This window comes from Achromobacter sp. JD-1 (genome assembly GCF_038594925.1).
Taxonomy (GTDB): domain Bacteria; phylum Pseudomonadota; class Gammaproteobacteria; order Burkholderiales; family Burkholderiaceae_B; genus Achromobacter; species Achromobacter spanius_C.
This window is the reverse complement of record NZ_JBCGCS010000007.1, coordinates 229,954-245,040: the sequence shown is the minus strand read 5'-3', so window position 1 is coordinate 245,040 and position 15,087 is coordinate 229,954. Positions and strand designations below refer to the sequence as shown.

Genomic DNA, 15,087 nt, shown 5'->3' with positions numbered 1-15,087 from the left:
CCACGCGCGCGCCCTTACGTTTTTCATCGCACCGTATTCAAGAAGGATGCATTACCCGGCTTTTGCATAGGGCGCGGCTTCGGCCGCGCCCGGCCAGTACCACGACACAGCAACATCAAACAACACAAGGGGATGCCTGATGCGCATCGGTATAGGCGGCTTTCAGCACGAAACCAATACGTTCGCGCCTTCGCGCGCGACGTGGGAAGATTTTGCCGAGAAAGGCGGCGGCTGGCCAAAACTGGTCAGCGGCCCCGCGATGTTCCAAGCCGTGGCAGGCGCCAACATTCCCGTGGCGGGCTTCATCGAAGCCATGAGCCAGCACACGCTTGTGCCCACCACCTGGGCTGCGGCCAGCCCGTCGGGCCCGGTCACCAAAGACGCCTTTGAACGCATCAGCGCGCTGATCCTGCAAGGCTTGTCCGACGCCTTGCCGCTGGACGGCGTCTACCTGGACCTTCATGGCGCCATGGTCACCGAACACCTGGACGACGGCGAAGGCGAACTGCTCAAGCGCGTGCGCGACCTGGTCGGCCCCGACGTGCCTGTTGTCGCCAGCCTGGACCTGCACGCCAACGTCACGCGCGCCATGGTGCGCCACGCCGACGCGCTGGTCTGCTATCGCACTTATCCGCACATCGACATGGCCGAAACCGGGCAGCGCGCCGCCGCGCTGCTGTCGCTGCGGCTGGCCGGCATGCCGCGCCCGTACGCATCGCTGCGTGCCCTGCCCTACCTGATCTCGCTGTGCTGGCAGTCCACCGACATCGAACCCTCGCGCAGCCTGTACGCGCAAGTGGGCGAGATTGAATCGCGCGGCGCCACCAGCTTGTCGTTCGCCACAGGCTTTCCCGCCGCTGACTTTCCCGAATGCGCGCCCACCGTGTGGGCCTATGGCACGACGCAGGCCGAAGCCGATGCCGCCGCCGCTGAAATGGCGCGCGCCGTGCTGAACGCTGAACGCGAATTCGGCGGCAAGCTCTACACGCCGGATGAAGCCGTGGAAGAAGCCATGCGAATCGCGCGCGACGCCAACAAGCCCGTTGTCATCGCCGACGCGCAAGACAACCCCGGCGCGGGCGGCAGTTCCGACACCACGGGCATGCTGCGCGCCTTGATCCGCCATGATGCGCGCGACGCCGCCATCGGCCTGATCGTCGACCCCGCCGCCGCGCTCGCCGCACACCGCGCGGGCGTAGGAAACAAGGTACGGATTGCACTAGGTGGACACTCGGGTATTCCCGACGACGAGCCGCTGGACAGCGAATTCATCGTCGAGAAAACTTCAGATGGACGCTTCGATACGCACGGCGCGTTCTATCGCGGCTTCCACATGGACCTGGGCCCCAGCGCCTGCCTGCGCATCGGCGGCGTACGCATCATCGTCGCGTCGAACAAGGTGCAGATGGCGGACCAGGAGATGTTCCGGTTCGCCGGCGTGGAACCCACGCGCGCCGCGATCCTTGTCGTGAAGAGCTCCGCGCATTTCCGCGCGGATTTCACGGCCATCGCGCAAACGATCCTGGTCTGCGCCGCCCCCGGCTCCATGCTGATGGATGCGGCAAAACAACCATGGACACGGTTGCGTCCCGGTATCAGAATGGCGCCTTGCGGACCGGTGTTTTCCGGCCGGACCGCAACCGCCTGACCCTCGCACGCCGCCATCGAGCGGCGCGTTAACGACGTAGCGGCCGACCGTGCCGCTCACACCGCTTCAAGGGGAATCTCCATGCTCAAGTTTGTTCGAGCGGCCGCGCTGGCCGGTGCAACGTTGATGATGGCTCACGGCGCTTACGCCGAAACCGTCATCAAGTCCGTCATGCACTCGCCGTTGCGCCTGACCGACCCGCACGCCACCACCGCGTACATCACGACGTGGCACGGCTACATGATCTACGACACCTTGCTGGCCACCGACGCCAACAACAAGATCCAGCCGCAGATGCTTGAGAAGTGGGAAGTCTCGCCCGATGGCAAGACCTACACGATGACCTTGCGCGACGGCCAGAAGTGGCACGACGGCAAGCCGGTCACGTCCGAGGATTGCGTGGCGTCCATCAAGCGCTGGGCCGCCGGCGACGGCATGGGCCGCACGCTGCTCAAGTTCACCGACAAGATCGAAGTCATTGACGACAAGAGCTTTCGCATCGTCATGAAAGAACCCACGGACCTGGCGCTGCGCGCCCTGTCCAAGCCCACCGGCACCGCGCCGTTCATGATGCCCAAGCGCATCGCCGAACAGCCCATCGGCAAGCCCATCACCGACATGACCGGTTCGGGTCCGTTCAAGGTTGCCGAATTCAAGCCGGGCGTGAAGACGGTGTACGTGAAAAACACTGACTACGTGCCGCGCAAGGAACCCGCCAGCGGCCTGGCCGGCGGCAAGGTCGTGAACGTGGACAAGGTGGAATGGGACGTCATGCCCGACGCGCTGACCACCGCCAACGCCCTGCTGGGCGGCGAGATCGATTTCGTCGAACAGTTCCCGTATGACCTGTTGCCCATGATTGAAGGCAACCCCGACCTGAAGGAAGAATCGCTCAGCCCGGTCGGCTACTTCACGATGTACCGCTTCAACTTCAAGTACCCGCCCTTCGACAACAAGAAGATCCGCCAGGCCGCCATGTACGCCATCGGCCAGGAAGACGTGATGAAGGCATTGGTGGGCAACCCCAAGTACTGGAAGACCTGCGCATCGCTGTGGGGCTGCGGTACGCCGATGGAATCCGATATCGGCAAGGAAATAGTCGTGCCCTCGAACATCGAGAAGGCCAAGGCGCTGCTGAAGGAAGCGGGCTACGACAACACGCCCATCCTCATGATGCACGCGACCGACGTGGGCACGCTGTCGGCTCAGCCGGTGGTGATGGCCCAGGCGCTGCGCAAGGCGGGCTTCAACGTCAACCTGGCCGCGATGGACTGGCAAAGCGTGGCCACGCGCCGCGCCTCGAAGGCCGCGCCGGCTGAAGGTGGCTGGAACATCCACAACACCAACTGGTACGCCACCGACGTGATGGACCCGGTGCGTTCCGCGCCCGCCGCCGCCAACGGCGACAACGCCTGGTTCGGCTGGCCCGACATGCCGAAGGTGGAAGAGCTGCGCACCAAATTCGCCCTGACGTCCGACCCTGCCGAGCAGAAGAAGATTGCCGACGAACTGCAGCGCATCGGCATCGACGAGGGCCTGTACGTGCCGCTGGGCCAGATGTCCGTGCCCACCGTCTACTCGACCAAGCTCTCCGGCCTGGTGCATGCACCGGTCTTTGCGTTCTGGAACGTCAAGAAAGCTCCTTAAAGGGGCAAGCAGTTCAGGGGGAAATACATGCTGGCATTTGTCTCACGCCGGCTCCTCGCGACCATCCCCGTTCTGGTGATGGTCGCGGTGGTGGTCTTCGCGATATTGCGTTTCAGCCCGGGTGATCCGGCCATCATCATGGCGGGCGACGGCGCCACGCCCGAACGTATCGTCCAGATACGTCAGACGATGGGCCTGGACCAACCGGTCATCAAGCAGTTCGTCATCTGGGGCGGCAGGCTCCTGAAGGGCGATCTGGGCACCTCACTCATGTCCGGCGTGCCGGTCACCAAACTGATTGGGCAACGTCTGGAACCGTCCATGAGTCTGGCGGTACTGACACTGGTCTTCACCTTGCTGGTGGCCATTCCGCTGGGCATCCTGGCGGCTTGGCGGCAAGGCAAGCTGCTGGACCGCGCCGTGATGGGCTTTTCAGTGCTGGGCTTTTCCGTGCCGGTGTTCGTCACGGGTTACCTGCTGATCTGGCTATTCGCCATCAAGCTGGGCTGGTTCAACGTGCAGGGCTATACGCCACTGGCCAAGGGATTCTGGCCGTATCTGCACCGGCTCATCCTGCCGTCACTGGCCTTGTCCACGGTCTACGTCGCACTGATCGCCCGCATCACGCGCACCAGCGTGATCGAGGTCATGGGTGAAGACTTCATCCGCACCGCGCGTTCCAAGGGTCTGGGTGAAACCGGCGTGCTGCTTGGCCATGCGCTGCGCAACGCCGCCGTGCCCATCGCCACGGTGGTGGGCCTGGGCATTGCGCTCTTGATCAGCGGCGTGGTCGTGACCGAATCGGTGTTCAACATCCCCGGCCTGGGCCGCCTGGTGGTGGAAGCCGTGCTGGCGCGTGACTACCCCGTCATCCAGGGCCTGACGTTGTTCTTCGCGTTCGTCTACGTGTTCATCAATCTGGTTGTCGATTGCGCCTACACGGTGTTCGACCCGCGAATCAGGTACTAGGGCAGAGCCATGCAAACGCCAACCGATGCCGCCGCGCAAGCGGCCGCCGACCTTCCCGGAGGCGGCACTCCTCACGTCACCGCCTGGCGGCAAGTCCGCCAGGGCCTTAAAAGCTGGCCGGTCATGCTGGCGCTGGTGGTGCTGGTCGCCATCGTCGCCATTGCCGTGTTCGCGCCGCTGCTGGGCACGGTGGACCCCACCTTCATCGACCCGGGCTCGCGCCTGAAGCAGCCCTTTACCGACTTCCTGTTCGGCACCGACGCCTTTGGCCGCGACGTCTGGTCGCGCGTGGCCTACGGCGCGCGCATCTCGCTGATCGCGGGCCTGGGCGCCGCGGTCGTCAGCGTCGTCATCGGCCTGATCATCGGCGTCATCGCCGGCTGGTTCCGGTCGCTGGACGGGCTCATCATGCGGACCATGGACGCCATCATGGCGATTCCCGGCATCCTGCTGGCGATTGCCCTGGTGTCCGTCACCGGCGCCAGCATCATGACTGTGCTGATCGCCATCACCATCCCGGAAATTCCCCGGGTGGTGCGACTGGTGCGCGGGCAGATCCTGACGGTGCGCGGCGAACCCTATGTGGAAGCCGCGCTGGCGCTGGGCACGCCCTTGCCGCTGCTCTTGTGGCGCCACATGGTGCCCAGCACCATCGCGCCGCTGACGGTGCAAGGCACGTATGTGTTCGCCTCGGCCATGCTGACCGAGGCCATCCTCAGCTTTCTTGGCGCGGGCATCCCGCCCGAGATCGCGTCGTGGGGCAACATCATGTCCGAAGGCCGCATGTACTTCCGCATGCTGCCCGGCCTGATTCTCTTTCCCGGCCTGTTCCTGTCGCTGACGGTGCTTAGCGTGAACATCCTGGGTGACGCCCTGCGCGACGCGCTGGACCCGAAAATGGTGCGCAGGATCTGATGCCGATGACCTACTCCCCTACTCCCCCCGCGGGCGACACCTCGTCCGCCATCCTGGCCATTCGCAACCTGTCGGTGGAAGTGGCCGGCGCGGGCAACCGCGTCGTGCGCAACCTCAGCCTGGACGTGCACGCTGGTGAAACCGTGTGCGTGGTTGGCGAATCCGGCTCCGGCAAATCGGTCACGTCGCTGGCCGTGATGGGCCTGTTGCCACCCGGCGTCCTGTCGATCAGCGCGGGATCCATCCGCGTGGAAGGCGAAGACGTGGCCACCGCGTCGCAGCGACGGCTGCGCGAAATGCGCGCGACCCGCATGGCCATGGTGTTCCAGGAACCCATGACGGCGCTTAACCCCGTGCACACCGTGGGCAAGCAGGTGGACGAAGTGCTGCGCCTGCACCGCAAGGGCATGAGCGCCGCCGAACGCCGCGCCAAGGTGCTGGACATGTTCCAGTCGGTGCACCTGCCGGATGTCGAACGCATATTCGAGGCTTACCCGCATCAGTTGTCGGGCGGCCAGCGCCAGCGCATCGTGATCGCGATGGCGCTGATCCTGGAACCCAAGCTGCTGATCGCAGACGAACCCACGACCGCGCTGGACGTGACCACACAAAAGCAGATTCTGGCGCTGATCAAGGAACTGCAGGTCAAGCACAAGACGGCGGTGCTGTTCATCACGCACGACTTCGGCGTGGTGGCCGAGATTTCGGATCGCATCGTGGTGATGAACCGCGGCGACCTGATCGAAAGCGGCACGCGCAACGAAATCCTGGCCGAACCCAAGCAGTCCTACACGCGGCGCCTGGTGTCGTCCGTGCCCAGCCTGGTGCCCAACCGGCGTGACGCGCCCGACGGCCAGTCGGTGCTGCACGTCAAGGGCCTGGGCCGCACCTATGCCGGCAAAAGCTCGCTGTTCTCCCGCACGGCCGCGCAGAACGTCATAGCCGCGTCCGACGTGAACCTGACGCTGCGCAAGGGTGAAATCCTGGGCATCGTGGGCGAATCCGGTTCGGGCAAGTCCACGGTGGCGCGTTGCATCGTGCGTCTGATCGAACCCACGGCCGGCCACATGATGATGGGCGGCGAAGACCTCAGCACGCTGTCCGGCTCGGCCTTGCGCCCGGTGCGCCGCCGCATTCAGATTGTGTTCCAGGACCCCTACCGGTCGCTGAACCCGCGCCGCACGGTGGGTGAATCCATCATCGAAGGCCTGCTCAACTTCGGCATGCCGCGCGACCAGGCCGTGAAGCGCGCGGGCGAAACGCTGACCGTGGTGGGCATGAGCCCCGACGCCATGCGCCGCTACCCGCATCAGTTCTCTGGTGGCCAACGCCAGCGCATCTGCATCGCGCGCGCGCTGGTGATGGACCCGGAAATCCTGGTGGCCGACGAAGCCGTGTCGGCGCTGGACGTATCCGTGCAGGCGCAGGTGCTGGAACTGCTGGAACAGGTGCGTCAACGCACGGGCGTCGGCGTGCTGTTCATCACCCACGACTTGCGCGTGGCCGCGCAGATTTGCGACACCATCATGGTCATGCAGCGCGGCAAGGTCGTTGAAACCGGCTCGGCCGAAACCGTGCTGACCGACCCTCGGCATGAGTACACGCGCACCTTGATCGACGCGGCCCCGGGGCGCGACTGGGACTTCCGCAACTTCCAGCCCGTGGCCACCACGCTGGCGCAAGCCGCCGCATCCTGATGCGCTGGTGTGCTGATGTGCTGATGTCCTGATCACCCGAATTGCCTTCCTTTGCAACACTGGAACCCAGATGTCACAACCGCATGAATTGTCCGCCCAGGAACTGCTGCAGGCGTATCGCGACAAGACCCTGTCGCCGGTCGAAGCCACGCGCTCCGTGCTCGAACACATCGAGCGCTGGGAACCGCACCTGAAGGCCACCTATGCGCTGGACCCCGACGGCGCGCTGGAGATGGCCCGCGCCTCGGAGGCCCGCTGGATGAAGGGCGAGCCGCAATCGGCCGGCGGCTATTCGCTGGACGGCGTGCCCGCCACCATCAAGGAAAACATCGCCACGCGCGGCACGCCCGTGCCCCTGGGCACCGCCGCCACCGAGCTGACCCCGGCGGCTGCCGACGCGCCGCCCGCCGCCCGCATGCGTGAAGCGGGCGCGGTGCTGCTGGGCAAGACCACCATGCCCGACTTCGGCATGCTGTCCTCGGGCCTGTCCAGCTTTCATGAGCTGACCCGCAACCCCTGGGACCTGACGAAGAACCCGGGCGGCTCCAGCGCCGGCGCGGGCGCGGCGGCCGCGGCGGGCTATGGCCCCTTGCACATCGGCACCGACATCGGCGGTTCGGTGCGCCTGCCGGCCGCCTGGTGCGGGATTGCCACGCTGAAACCCAGCCTGGGCCGCATCCCTATCGACCCGCCCTTCATGGGCCGTTGCGCCGGCCCCATGACGCGCACCATCACCGACGCCGCGCTGATGATGGGCGTGCTGTCGCAGCCCGACGCGCGCGACCACATGAGCCTGCCCTTCCAGGACTTTGACTGGCTCAACCTGGCGCAAGACGTCAAGGGCCTGCGCATCGGCCTGCTGATGGACGCCGGCTGCGGCCTGCCGCTGGACCCGGAAGTGCGCGACGCCGTGCAAGCCGCCGCGCAAGCCTTCGAGGCGGCGGGCGCCATCGTCACGCCCATGCTGCCGTGGATGACGCCCGACATGCTGGAAGGCGTGGACCGCTTCTGGCGCACGCGATCGTACATAGACCTGGCCGCGCTACCTGAAGCCCGCCGAGCCAAGATCCTGCCGTTCATCCGCGCCTGGGCGGAAAGCGGCGGCGGCCAGAGCGGCGAAGCCGTGTTCAAGAGCTACTACGAAACGCTGAACGTGCGCGCCAAGACCGTGGCCGCCTGCGCGCCTTTCGACTACGTGCTGTCGCCCGTGGCGCCGGTGGTGGCGTACAACGCCGAATGGCCGTCGCCCACCAATGAAGTGGCCACGACCATGCATCACATCGGCTTCACGCTGCCCTTCAACATGAGCGAACAGCCCGCCGCGTCCGTCAACTGCGGCTACACCCGAGCGGGCCTGCCAATTGGCCTGCAAATTGCCGGGGCGCGCTTTGACGACCTGGGCGTGTTGCGCGTGGCACGCGCGTGGGAACAGATGCGCCCCGCGCAGCAGCCGTGGCCGCAGCCCCCCAAGACGAACTGAGCTTCCCCTACCCTTTCCACAGGAATTCCCATGCGTTGGCTCTTGGCAATGATCAAGCACGAGACGAATACCTATTCGCCCGTGCCGACCCCGCTGGAACGCTTTTTCCGCGGCAGTCCTGAAATCCTGGCTGGCGAACGCGCCATCAAGGCCTACGAAAACACCGACAGCGGGCTGGGCGGGTATATCGAAGTGGCCCGCCGCGAGGGCGCGGAAATCGTGGTGCCCGTGGCCGCCGAGTCCTGGCCCAGCGGCCCCACCAGTGCCGACACCCACGAACGCCTGTGCAAGCTGGTGCTGGACCAGGTCAAGCTGGGCGGCTTTGACGCCATCTTGCTGGACCTGCACGGCGCCATGGTCGCCGAAGGCGTGGAAGACGCGGAAGGCGACCTGCTGCGCCGCCTGCGTGAAATCGACCCGACCACGCCCGTGGCGGTCACGCTGGACATGCACGCCAACATCTACGACGACATCGTCCACAACGCCACCGTCATCAGCGGCTTTCACACCTATCCACACGTGGACATCCGCGACGCCGGCGTGCGCGCGGCCAACGTCATCGTCCGCACGCTCAAGGGTGAAATCAAACCCGTCATGAGCTGGGCCAACAAGCCCATGCTGCCGCACATCATGTGCCAGGGCACGCACGCCGCGCCCAACAAGCCCTTGCAGGAGCGCTGCAAGGAACTGGAAGCGGGCGGCGTGCTGGCGGCGTCGGTCTTCGTGGGCTTTCCGCACGCCGACATCCGCGAAGCCGGCTTGAGCGCCGTCGTCTGTACGGACGGCAACCTGGCCGAGGCCGACAAGTACCGCGACGAACTGCTGGAACGCGCCTGGACGGGCCGCGCCGACTGGGTGTTCCACCCCGAGCCGCTGGAACCCACCATCGCGCGCGCCAAGCAGATCGAACAAGGCCCCGTCGTGTTGCTGGACCACTTCGACAACACCGGCTCGGGCGGCACCATGGACACCACCGCCGTGCTGGCCGAAGTGCTGCGTCAGGAACTGGACAACGTGGTGTTCTACGCCATCTGCGACCCGGACGCGGCGAACGAAGCTGCCGCCGCGGGCGTGGGCAAGACCATCACGATCAAGCTGGGCGGCAAGCTGGCCATGCCCGCCATCAAGCAGCCGAGCGAACCGCTGGAAGTGACGGGCCGCGTCAAGCTGGTGTTTGACGGCGTCTACCTGAACCGGGGCCCCATGTACCGGGGCGTGCGCAACGACACGGGCCTGACCGTCGTCATCGACACCGGTCGGGTCGAGATCGTGGTGGTGTCGCGTCACCAGGAACCCTTTGACATCAACTGCCTGCTGTCGGCCGGCATCGACCCGCTGCAAAAGCGCTATGTCGTATTGAAAAGCCGGGTGCACTGGCGCGCGGGTTTTTCCGACATGGCGACAGAAGTCATCGAATGCACCGGCGTGGGCGTGACCACATCCGACTACAGCCAGCTTGAATTCAAGAACGTGCGCCGCCCGATCTACCCTTTGGACCCGCTGTAAATCACGCTAAAAACAACTGAACCCACGCGATAACCGCGGAATTGTCGACAAAAAGGCCAGCGTTGATCGCTGGCCTTTCATTTTGAAACCTCCCGTAACTGTGCGCACGGTCATGTGTCCCTTCGCGTCGGTATACTCCGCCGCGGGCCCTTACAGGCCGATGAATACGTATACGCCGGCAGCCGCGCGTGGGTAACCACGGCGCGATGGCTCAGTGCCTTGCCTGCCGGGTATGACTCGACAATCAACGAAGAAGCAAAACGATGAAAAAGAGCGTAGCGATCACCCTCGGCGTGGTCATAGTGGGAGCGGGAAGCTGGATAGGCGCCACTTGGTATACCGGCAAACGCATTGAGGAAAGCTCGCAACGCCATCTGGCCGAAGCCAACGAAAAGCTGGCCAAGCTGACGCCGTTGTTCGGGTTTCGCATTGACCAGCTCAAGTACGAGCGCAGCCTGTTCTCGACCCAGGCACGCTACGGCCTGTCGCTGGTGAAGAACGACAAGAGCCTGGACGACATGCCCGCCGGCATGATTGAGTTCGACGCGGTCATTGAACACGGCCCCTTCCCCAAGACCGCCCTGTCGCGCGGCGCCCTGGCGCCCAAGCTGGCTTTCGTGCACGCTGAAATCGCCAAGACGGACAACCTGAAGGAAGTGTTCGCCCTGACCAAGGACGTCTCCCCCCTGGTCAGCGACGCCATGATCAGCTACAGCGGCACCACCAGCTCCACATCGAAGATTGCGCCGGTGTCGACGGCCGTGGACGGCAATTCGATCGACTTCAGCGGCATGCTGATCACCGGCACGTTCGACCGTACGCTGGAAGCCGTCACCGCGCACGGCGTGATGGACAAGCTGGCCATCGACGGCACGAAGAGCAACGACCCGGTCGTCATGGCCATCACCGGCATGACGATGGACGTCAACAGCCGCATGGGCAAGTTCGGCGTGTCCATGGGCGACTCCGATCTGAAGATCAAGCGCGTCGACGTCACCCGCCCGGGCGACGACGTCAAGCTGTCGCTGGACAACTTCGGCTATGGCGTGAAGCTGTCCGAAGACGACAAGGCCATCAACGTTCAAGCCACCTATCAAACGGGCGACATGACCGTTAACGACGTGGCGTTGGGCAACGGCCAGGCCGTGATCAAGCTGGCCAAACTGGACGGCCAGGCCGTCAAGCAACTGTCCGACACCTACAACCAGATGCTGCGCCAACTCATGGGGCATGCTGAAGACGAAGGCCTGAAGGACGAGCAGGTCCAGACCATGCTGGACGCCGCCGGCAAGCTGTTGGCGGGTAACCCGTCGTTCAGTATCGACCCCATCAGCTGGAAAACCGCCAAGGGCGAAAGCAAGCTGAACTTCACGCTGGACCTGGCCAACCCGCCCGACGTGAAGAACCTGACGCCGCAAGAGATCGCCGTCCAGGCCATCAAGCGCATCGACGCCACGCTCATCATCTCCAAGCCGATGGTGCAGGACCTGGCGACGCAGTACGCGATCAAGAAAGAAGGCCTGACGCCCGAGAAGGCCGCCGAAGGCGCGGCGGAAAGCGTGCGCCAGATGTCCGGCATGGCCGAGATGCTCAACGTGGGCAAGAACGACGGCGACAACATCGTCGGCAAGTTCACCTTCGCTGACGGCATGGGCAACTTGAACGGCAAGGAAATTCCCGCCGAAGAACTGTTCAGCGGCCTGCTGGGTGCAACCGGCATGGGCGGCGGCATGGACGACTTTGACGACGAACCGATGCCGGACATGGGCCAGGAAGAACCTGCCGCGGATGCGACGCCCGCCGTCGGCGTGATGCAGGATTTCAGCCTGGACACGGTCAGCAGCCTGCTGGACGACATGGGCATCACCGCCAACAAGCTGGATGGCGACGAAGGCCCCGTGCTGTTGCTGGATGCCGGCAACACCGGCGCCAGCGAGCTGCGCCTGGAATTCCTGTGCAACGACTTCACCGAAAAGTGCCTGGACCTGGTCATGACGGCCACGTACCAGACCAAGAAGCCGATGCCGCTGAAGGCCATCAATAGCTGGAACCAGGAATACCGCTGGACGCGTGCCTATCTGGACGACAAGAACCAGGCCGTGCTGCAGATGGACATGAACGCGGAAGGCGGCATCGGCAAGGACAACCTGCAGATCCTGCTGAATACCTTCATCAGCATCGCCGAAGACTTCAACACGGCGGCGCAGGCAGCGCCGGCCAAGTAAGCCTGATAGCCATCAGGGCAAACGCCCAGCAAAAAGCCTCCATCTTGCGATGGAGGCTTTTTTATCGCCGGGCGCCAAGCGCCCGGCTCGCCATGCGTTACGCGTAGGCTTCGATCGGCAGGCAGGCGCAGACCAGGTTGCGGTCGCCGTAGGCGTTGTCCACACGGGCTACCGGCGGCCAGTACTTGGCCTCGCGCAGCGACGCCACCGGGTAGGCGGCCTGCTGGCGCGGGTAGTCGTGCAGCCATTCTTCGGCCAGCAGCATCTGCGCGGTGTGCGGCGCGTTCTTCAGCACGTTGTCGTCGCGGTCACGCTCACCACGCTCAACCTGGGCGATTTCCTCGCGGATGGAGATCATGGCGTCGATGAAGCGGTCAAGCTCGGCCACGCCCTCGGATTCCGTGGGCTCGACCATCAGCGTGCCCGCCACCGGGAAGCTCATGGTGGGCGCGTGGAAGCCGTAGTCCATCAGCCGCTTGGCGATGTCTTCGGCGCTGATGCCGCTGGTTTCCTTCAGCGGGCGCACGTCCAGGATGCACTCGTGCGCCACGCGGCCATTGCGGCCCGCGTACAGCACCGGGTAGTGGTCGCGCAGGCGGGTGGCGATGTAGTTGGCGTTCAGGATGGCCACTTCGGTGGCGCGGCGCAGGCCGTCTGCGCCCATCAGCGCGATGTACACGAACGGAATCGGCAGGATGCCGGCCGAGCCGAACGGCGCGGCCGAGACCGGGCCAACCTTGGCGTCGCCGGGCAGCTTGCCCTGCTCGTTCACCACGCCCGGCAGGTACGGCGCCAGATGCGCGCGCACCGCCACGGGGCCCACGCCGGGGCCGCCGCCGCCATGCGGAATGCAGAAGGTCTTGTGCAGGTTCAGGTGCGATACGTCGGAGCCGAACTTGCCCGGCTGGGCCACGCCCACCATGGCGTTCATGTTGGCGCCGTCCAGATACACCTGGCCGCCGGCCTGGTGGACCAGGTCGCAGATTTCGGTGACGGCTTCCTCGAACACGCCGTGCGTGGACGGGTAGGTGATCATCAGCGCGGCGAGCTTGTCGCCCACCTGTTCGATCTTGGCGCGCAGGTCGGAAAGATCAACGTTGCCGTTGGAGTCAGACGCCACCACCACCACGTCCATGCCGGCCAGTTGGGCCGACGCGGGGTTGGTGCCGTGGGCCGAAGCCGGGATCAGGCAGACGTTGCGCTGATGCTGGCCGTTGGCCTGGTGGTAGCCGCGGATGGCCAGCAGGCCGGCGTATTCGCCCTGCGCGCCCGAATTGGGTTGCAGGCTGATGTTGTCGTAGCCGGTGATTTCGCACAGCGCAGCCGACAGGCGGTCGATCAGTTCGTTGTAGCCCTGGCTTTGCGAGGCGGGCGCAAACGGGTGGATCAGCGCGAACTCGGGCCAGGTGATGGGGATCATCTCGGCCGTGGCGTTCAGCTTCATGGTGCACGAACCCAGCGGGATCATCGTGCGGTCCAGCGCCAGGTCCTTGTCGGCCAGCTTGCGCAGGTAGCGCAGCATGTCGGTTTCGGATTGCACGCTGGAGAAAACCGGGTGCTTCAGGATGGCGCTTTCGCGCACGACGGATGCGGGAATGCCGCTGGCGGCGGCCGCGTCCAGCGCGTCGATGTCGAGCTCGACGTCGTCGCGTTCCAGGCCGGCGGCGAACACGTTGACCAGCGCTTGCAGATCGTCAACAGTGACGGTTTCGTCCAGCGACACTGCCAGGCGGGCGCCATCGACGCGGCGCAGGTTGATGTGCTCGCACTCGGCGGCGGTCAGGATGGCCGGGGTGGCGGCGCCCGTTTCCAGCAACAGCGTGTCGAAGAAGGTGTCGTTGACCACCTTCACGCCCAGCTTGATCAGTTCACCACGCAGGATGGCGGTGCTGCGCTGCACGCGCTGGGCGATGCGGCGGATGCCTTCCGGACCATGCCACACGGCGTACATGCCGGCCATCACGGCCAGCAGCACTTGCGCCGTGCAGATGTTGGACGTGGCCTTCTCGCGGCGGATGTGCTGTTCGCGCGTTTGCAGCGCCAGGCGCATCGCCGGGTTGCCTTGCGCGTCTTTCGACACGCCGACCAAACGGCCGGCCATGTTGCGCTTGAAGGAATCCTTGCAGGCCATGAAGCCGGCGTGCGGGCCACCAAAGCCGAACGGCACGCCAAAGCGTTGCGCCGAACCGATGGCGATGTCCGCGCCCCACTCGCCCGGGGCGGCCAACAGGGCCAGCGCCAGCAGGTCGGTGGCGCACGCCACCACGGCGCCTTGCGCGTGGGCGGCTTCCGCCAGCTTGCGGTAGTCGGACACGGAACCGGTGCTGTGCGGGTATTGCAGCAGCACGCCAAAGCACTCGGGCAGGCCTTCGGCCTCGTCACCCACGGCGATTTCCAGCCCCAGGCCTTCGGCGCGCGTACGCACGACTTCGATGGTCTGCGGATGCACGTGGCGCGAAATGAAGAACACCGGGCTCTGCGACTTGGCGCCACGGCGAGCCAGCGTCATGGCTTCGGCGGCGGCGGTGCTTTCGTCCAGCAGCGAGGCGTTGGAGATGTCCAGCCCGGTCAGGTCGGCGACCATGGTCTGGTAGTTCAAGAGCGCTTCAAGACGCCCTTGCGAGATCTCCGGCTGATACGGCGTGTAGGCCGTGTACCAGGCGGGGTTCTCAAGAATGTTGCGCAGTACGACGTTGGGCGTCTGCGTGCCGTAGTACCCCTGGCCGATGTAGTTGCGAAAGACCTTGTTGCGGCCGGCAATCTGCTTCAGCTCGGCCAGCACGTCGGTTTCGCTGCGCGAGGGCGGCAGCGCCAGCGGGGCCTGGCTGCGGATCTTGGCGGGCACGACTTCGTCGATCAGGGCGTCCAGGCTGACGCTGCCAATCACTTGGAGCATGGCGGCCTGGTCGGCGTCGGACGGGCCGATGTGGCGGGGGATGAAGTCGGTATGGGTGTCTAGGGCGCGCGACATGGAGAGATCTCGGGGTGGTGGTGCATTTC

General features: G+C 65.2%; 9 protein-coding genes. 8 read left to right on the top strand and 1 reads right to left on the bottom strand.

Annotated features, from left to right (window positions below; translation table 11 throughout):
- Window positions 1-139: 139 nt before the first annotated feature.
- The 8 genes from WBR68_RS13740 (at window position 140) to WBR68_RS13705 (ending at window position 12,087) form a co-directional block, all read left to right on the top strand.
- Window positions 140-1,648, top strand: coding sequence for a M81 family metallopeptidase (locus WBR68_RS13740; RefSeq protein WP_050448084.1), 1,509 nt, complete (start codon window positions 140-142; stop codon window positions 1,646-1,648).
- A gap of 81 nt (window positions 1,649-1,729) precedes the next feature.
- Complete coding sequence (locus WBR68_RS13735; RefSeq protein ID WP_050448085.1) at window positions 1,730-3,295, top strand: ABC transporter substrate-binding protein; 1,566 nt, start codon at window positions 1,730-1,732, stop codon at window positions 3,293-3,295.
- Window positions 3,296-3,322: 27 nt separating this feature from the next.
- On the top strand, window positions 3,323-4,264 hold the full coding sequence (locus WBR68_RS13730; RefSeq protein WP_050448086.1) for an ABC transporter permease: 942 nt from the start codon (window positions 3,323-3,325) through the stop codon (window positions 4,262-4,264).
- 9 nt (window positions 4,265-4,273) lie between these two features.
- Window positions 4,274-5,179, top strand: coding sequence for an ABC transporter permease (locus tag WBR68_RS13725; RefSeq protein ID WP_127185798.1), 906 nt, complete (start codon window positions 4,274-4,276; stop codon window positions 5,177-5,179).
- A gap of 5 nt (window positions 5,180-5,184) precedes the next feature.
- Complete coding sequence (locus tag WBR68_RS13720; protein WP_230694531.1) at window positions 5,185-6,876, top strand: ABC transporter ATP-binding protein; 1,692 nt, start codon at window positions 5,185-5,187, stop codon at window positions 6,874-6,876.
- A gap of 70 nt (window positions 6,877-6,946) precedes the next feature.
- The gene (locus WBR68_RS13715; RefSeq protein WP_230694530.1) at window positions 6,947-8,356 is read left to right on the top strand and encodes an amidase; all 1,410 of its coding nucleotides are present in this window, start codon (window positions 6,947-6,949) and stop codon (window positions 8,354-8,356) included.
- Between the two features lie 30 nt (window positions 8,357-8,386).
- A complete protein-coding gene (locus WBR68_RS13710) occupies window positions 8,387-9,862 on the top strand; it encodes a M81 family metallopeptidase (RefSeq protein ID WP_230694529.1) in 1,476 nt (491 codons plus the stop codon).
- Window positions 9,863-10,125: 263 nt separating this feature from the next.
- Complete coding sequence (locus tag WBR68_RS13705; RefSeq protein ID WP_230694528.1) at window positions 10,126-12,087, top strand: DUF945 family protein; 1,962 nt, start codon at window positions 10,126-10,128, stop codon at window positions 12,085-12,087.
- 97 nt (window positions 12,088-12,184) lie between these two features.
- On the opposite strand, the gene gcvP is transcribed toward WBR68_RS13705, so the two are convergent.
- Complete coding sequence (gcvP, locus tag WBR68_RS13700) at window positions 12,185-15,058, bottom strand: aminomethyl-transferring glycine dehydrogenase (RefSeq protein ID WP_230694527.1); 2,874 nt, start codon at window positions 15,056-15,058, stop codon at window positions 12,185-12,187.
- Window positions 15,059-15,087 lie beyond the last annotated feature (29 nt).

What these genes read in the sequence shown, in the direction of transcription:
- gcvP (WP_230694527.1), bottom strand. Translation starts at nt 15,058, where the DNA reads ATGTCGCGCGCCCTAGACACCCATACCGACTTCATCCCCCGCCACATC.
- WBR68_RS13735 (WP_050448085.1), top strand. Translation starts at nt 1,730, where the DNA reads ATGCTCAAGTTTGTTCGAGCGGCCGCGCTGGCCGGTGCAACGTTGATG.
- WBR68_RS13740 (WP_050448084.1), top strand. Translation starts at nt 140, where the DNA reads ATGCGCATCGGTATAGGCGGCTTTCAGCACGAAACCAATACGTTCGCG.
- WBR68_RS13730 (WP_050448086.1), top strand. Translation starts at nt 3,323, where the DNA reads ATGCTGGCATTTGTCTCACGCCGGCTCCTCGCGACCATCCCCGTTCTG.
- WBR68_RS13705 (WP_230694528.1), top strand. Translation starts at nt 10,126, where the DNA reads ATGAAAAAGAGCGTAGCGATCACCCTCGGCGTGGTCATAGTGGGAGCG.
- WBR68_RS13715 (WP_230694530.1), top strand. Translation starts at nt 6,947, where the DNA reads ATGTCACAACCGCATGAATTGTCCGCCCAGGAACTGCTGCAGGCGTAT.
- WBR68_RS13725 (WP_127185798.1), top strand. Translation starts at nt 4,274, where the DNA reads ATGCAAACGCCAACCGATGCCGCCGCGCAAGCGGCCGCCGACCTTCCC.
- WBR68_RS13720 (WP_230694531.1), top strand. Translation starts at nt 5,185, where the DNA reads ATGACCTACTCCCCTACTCCCCCCGCGGGCGACACCTCGTCCGCCATC.
- WBR68_RS13710 (WP_230694529.1), top strand. Translation starts at nt 8,387, where the DNA reads ATGCGTTGGCTCTTGGCAATGATCAAGCACGAGACGAATACCTATTCG.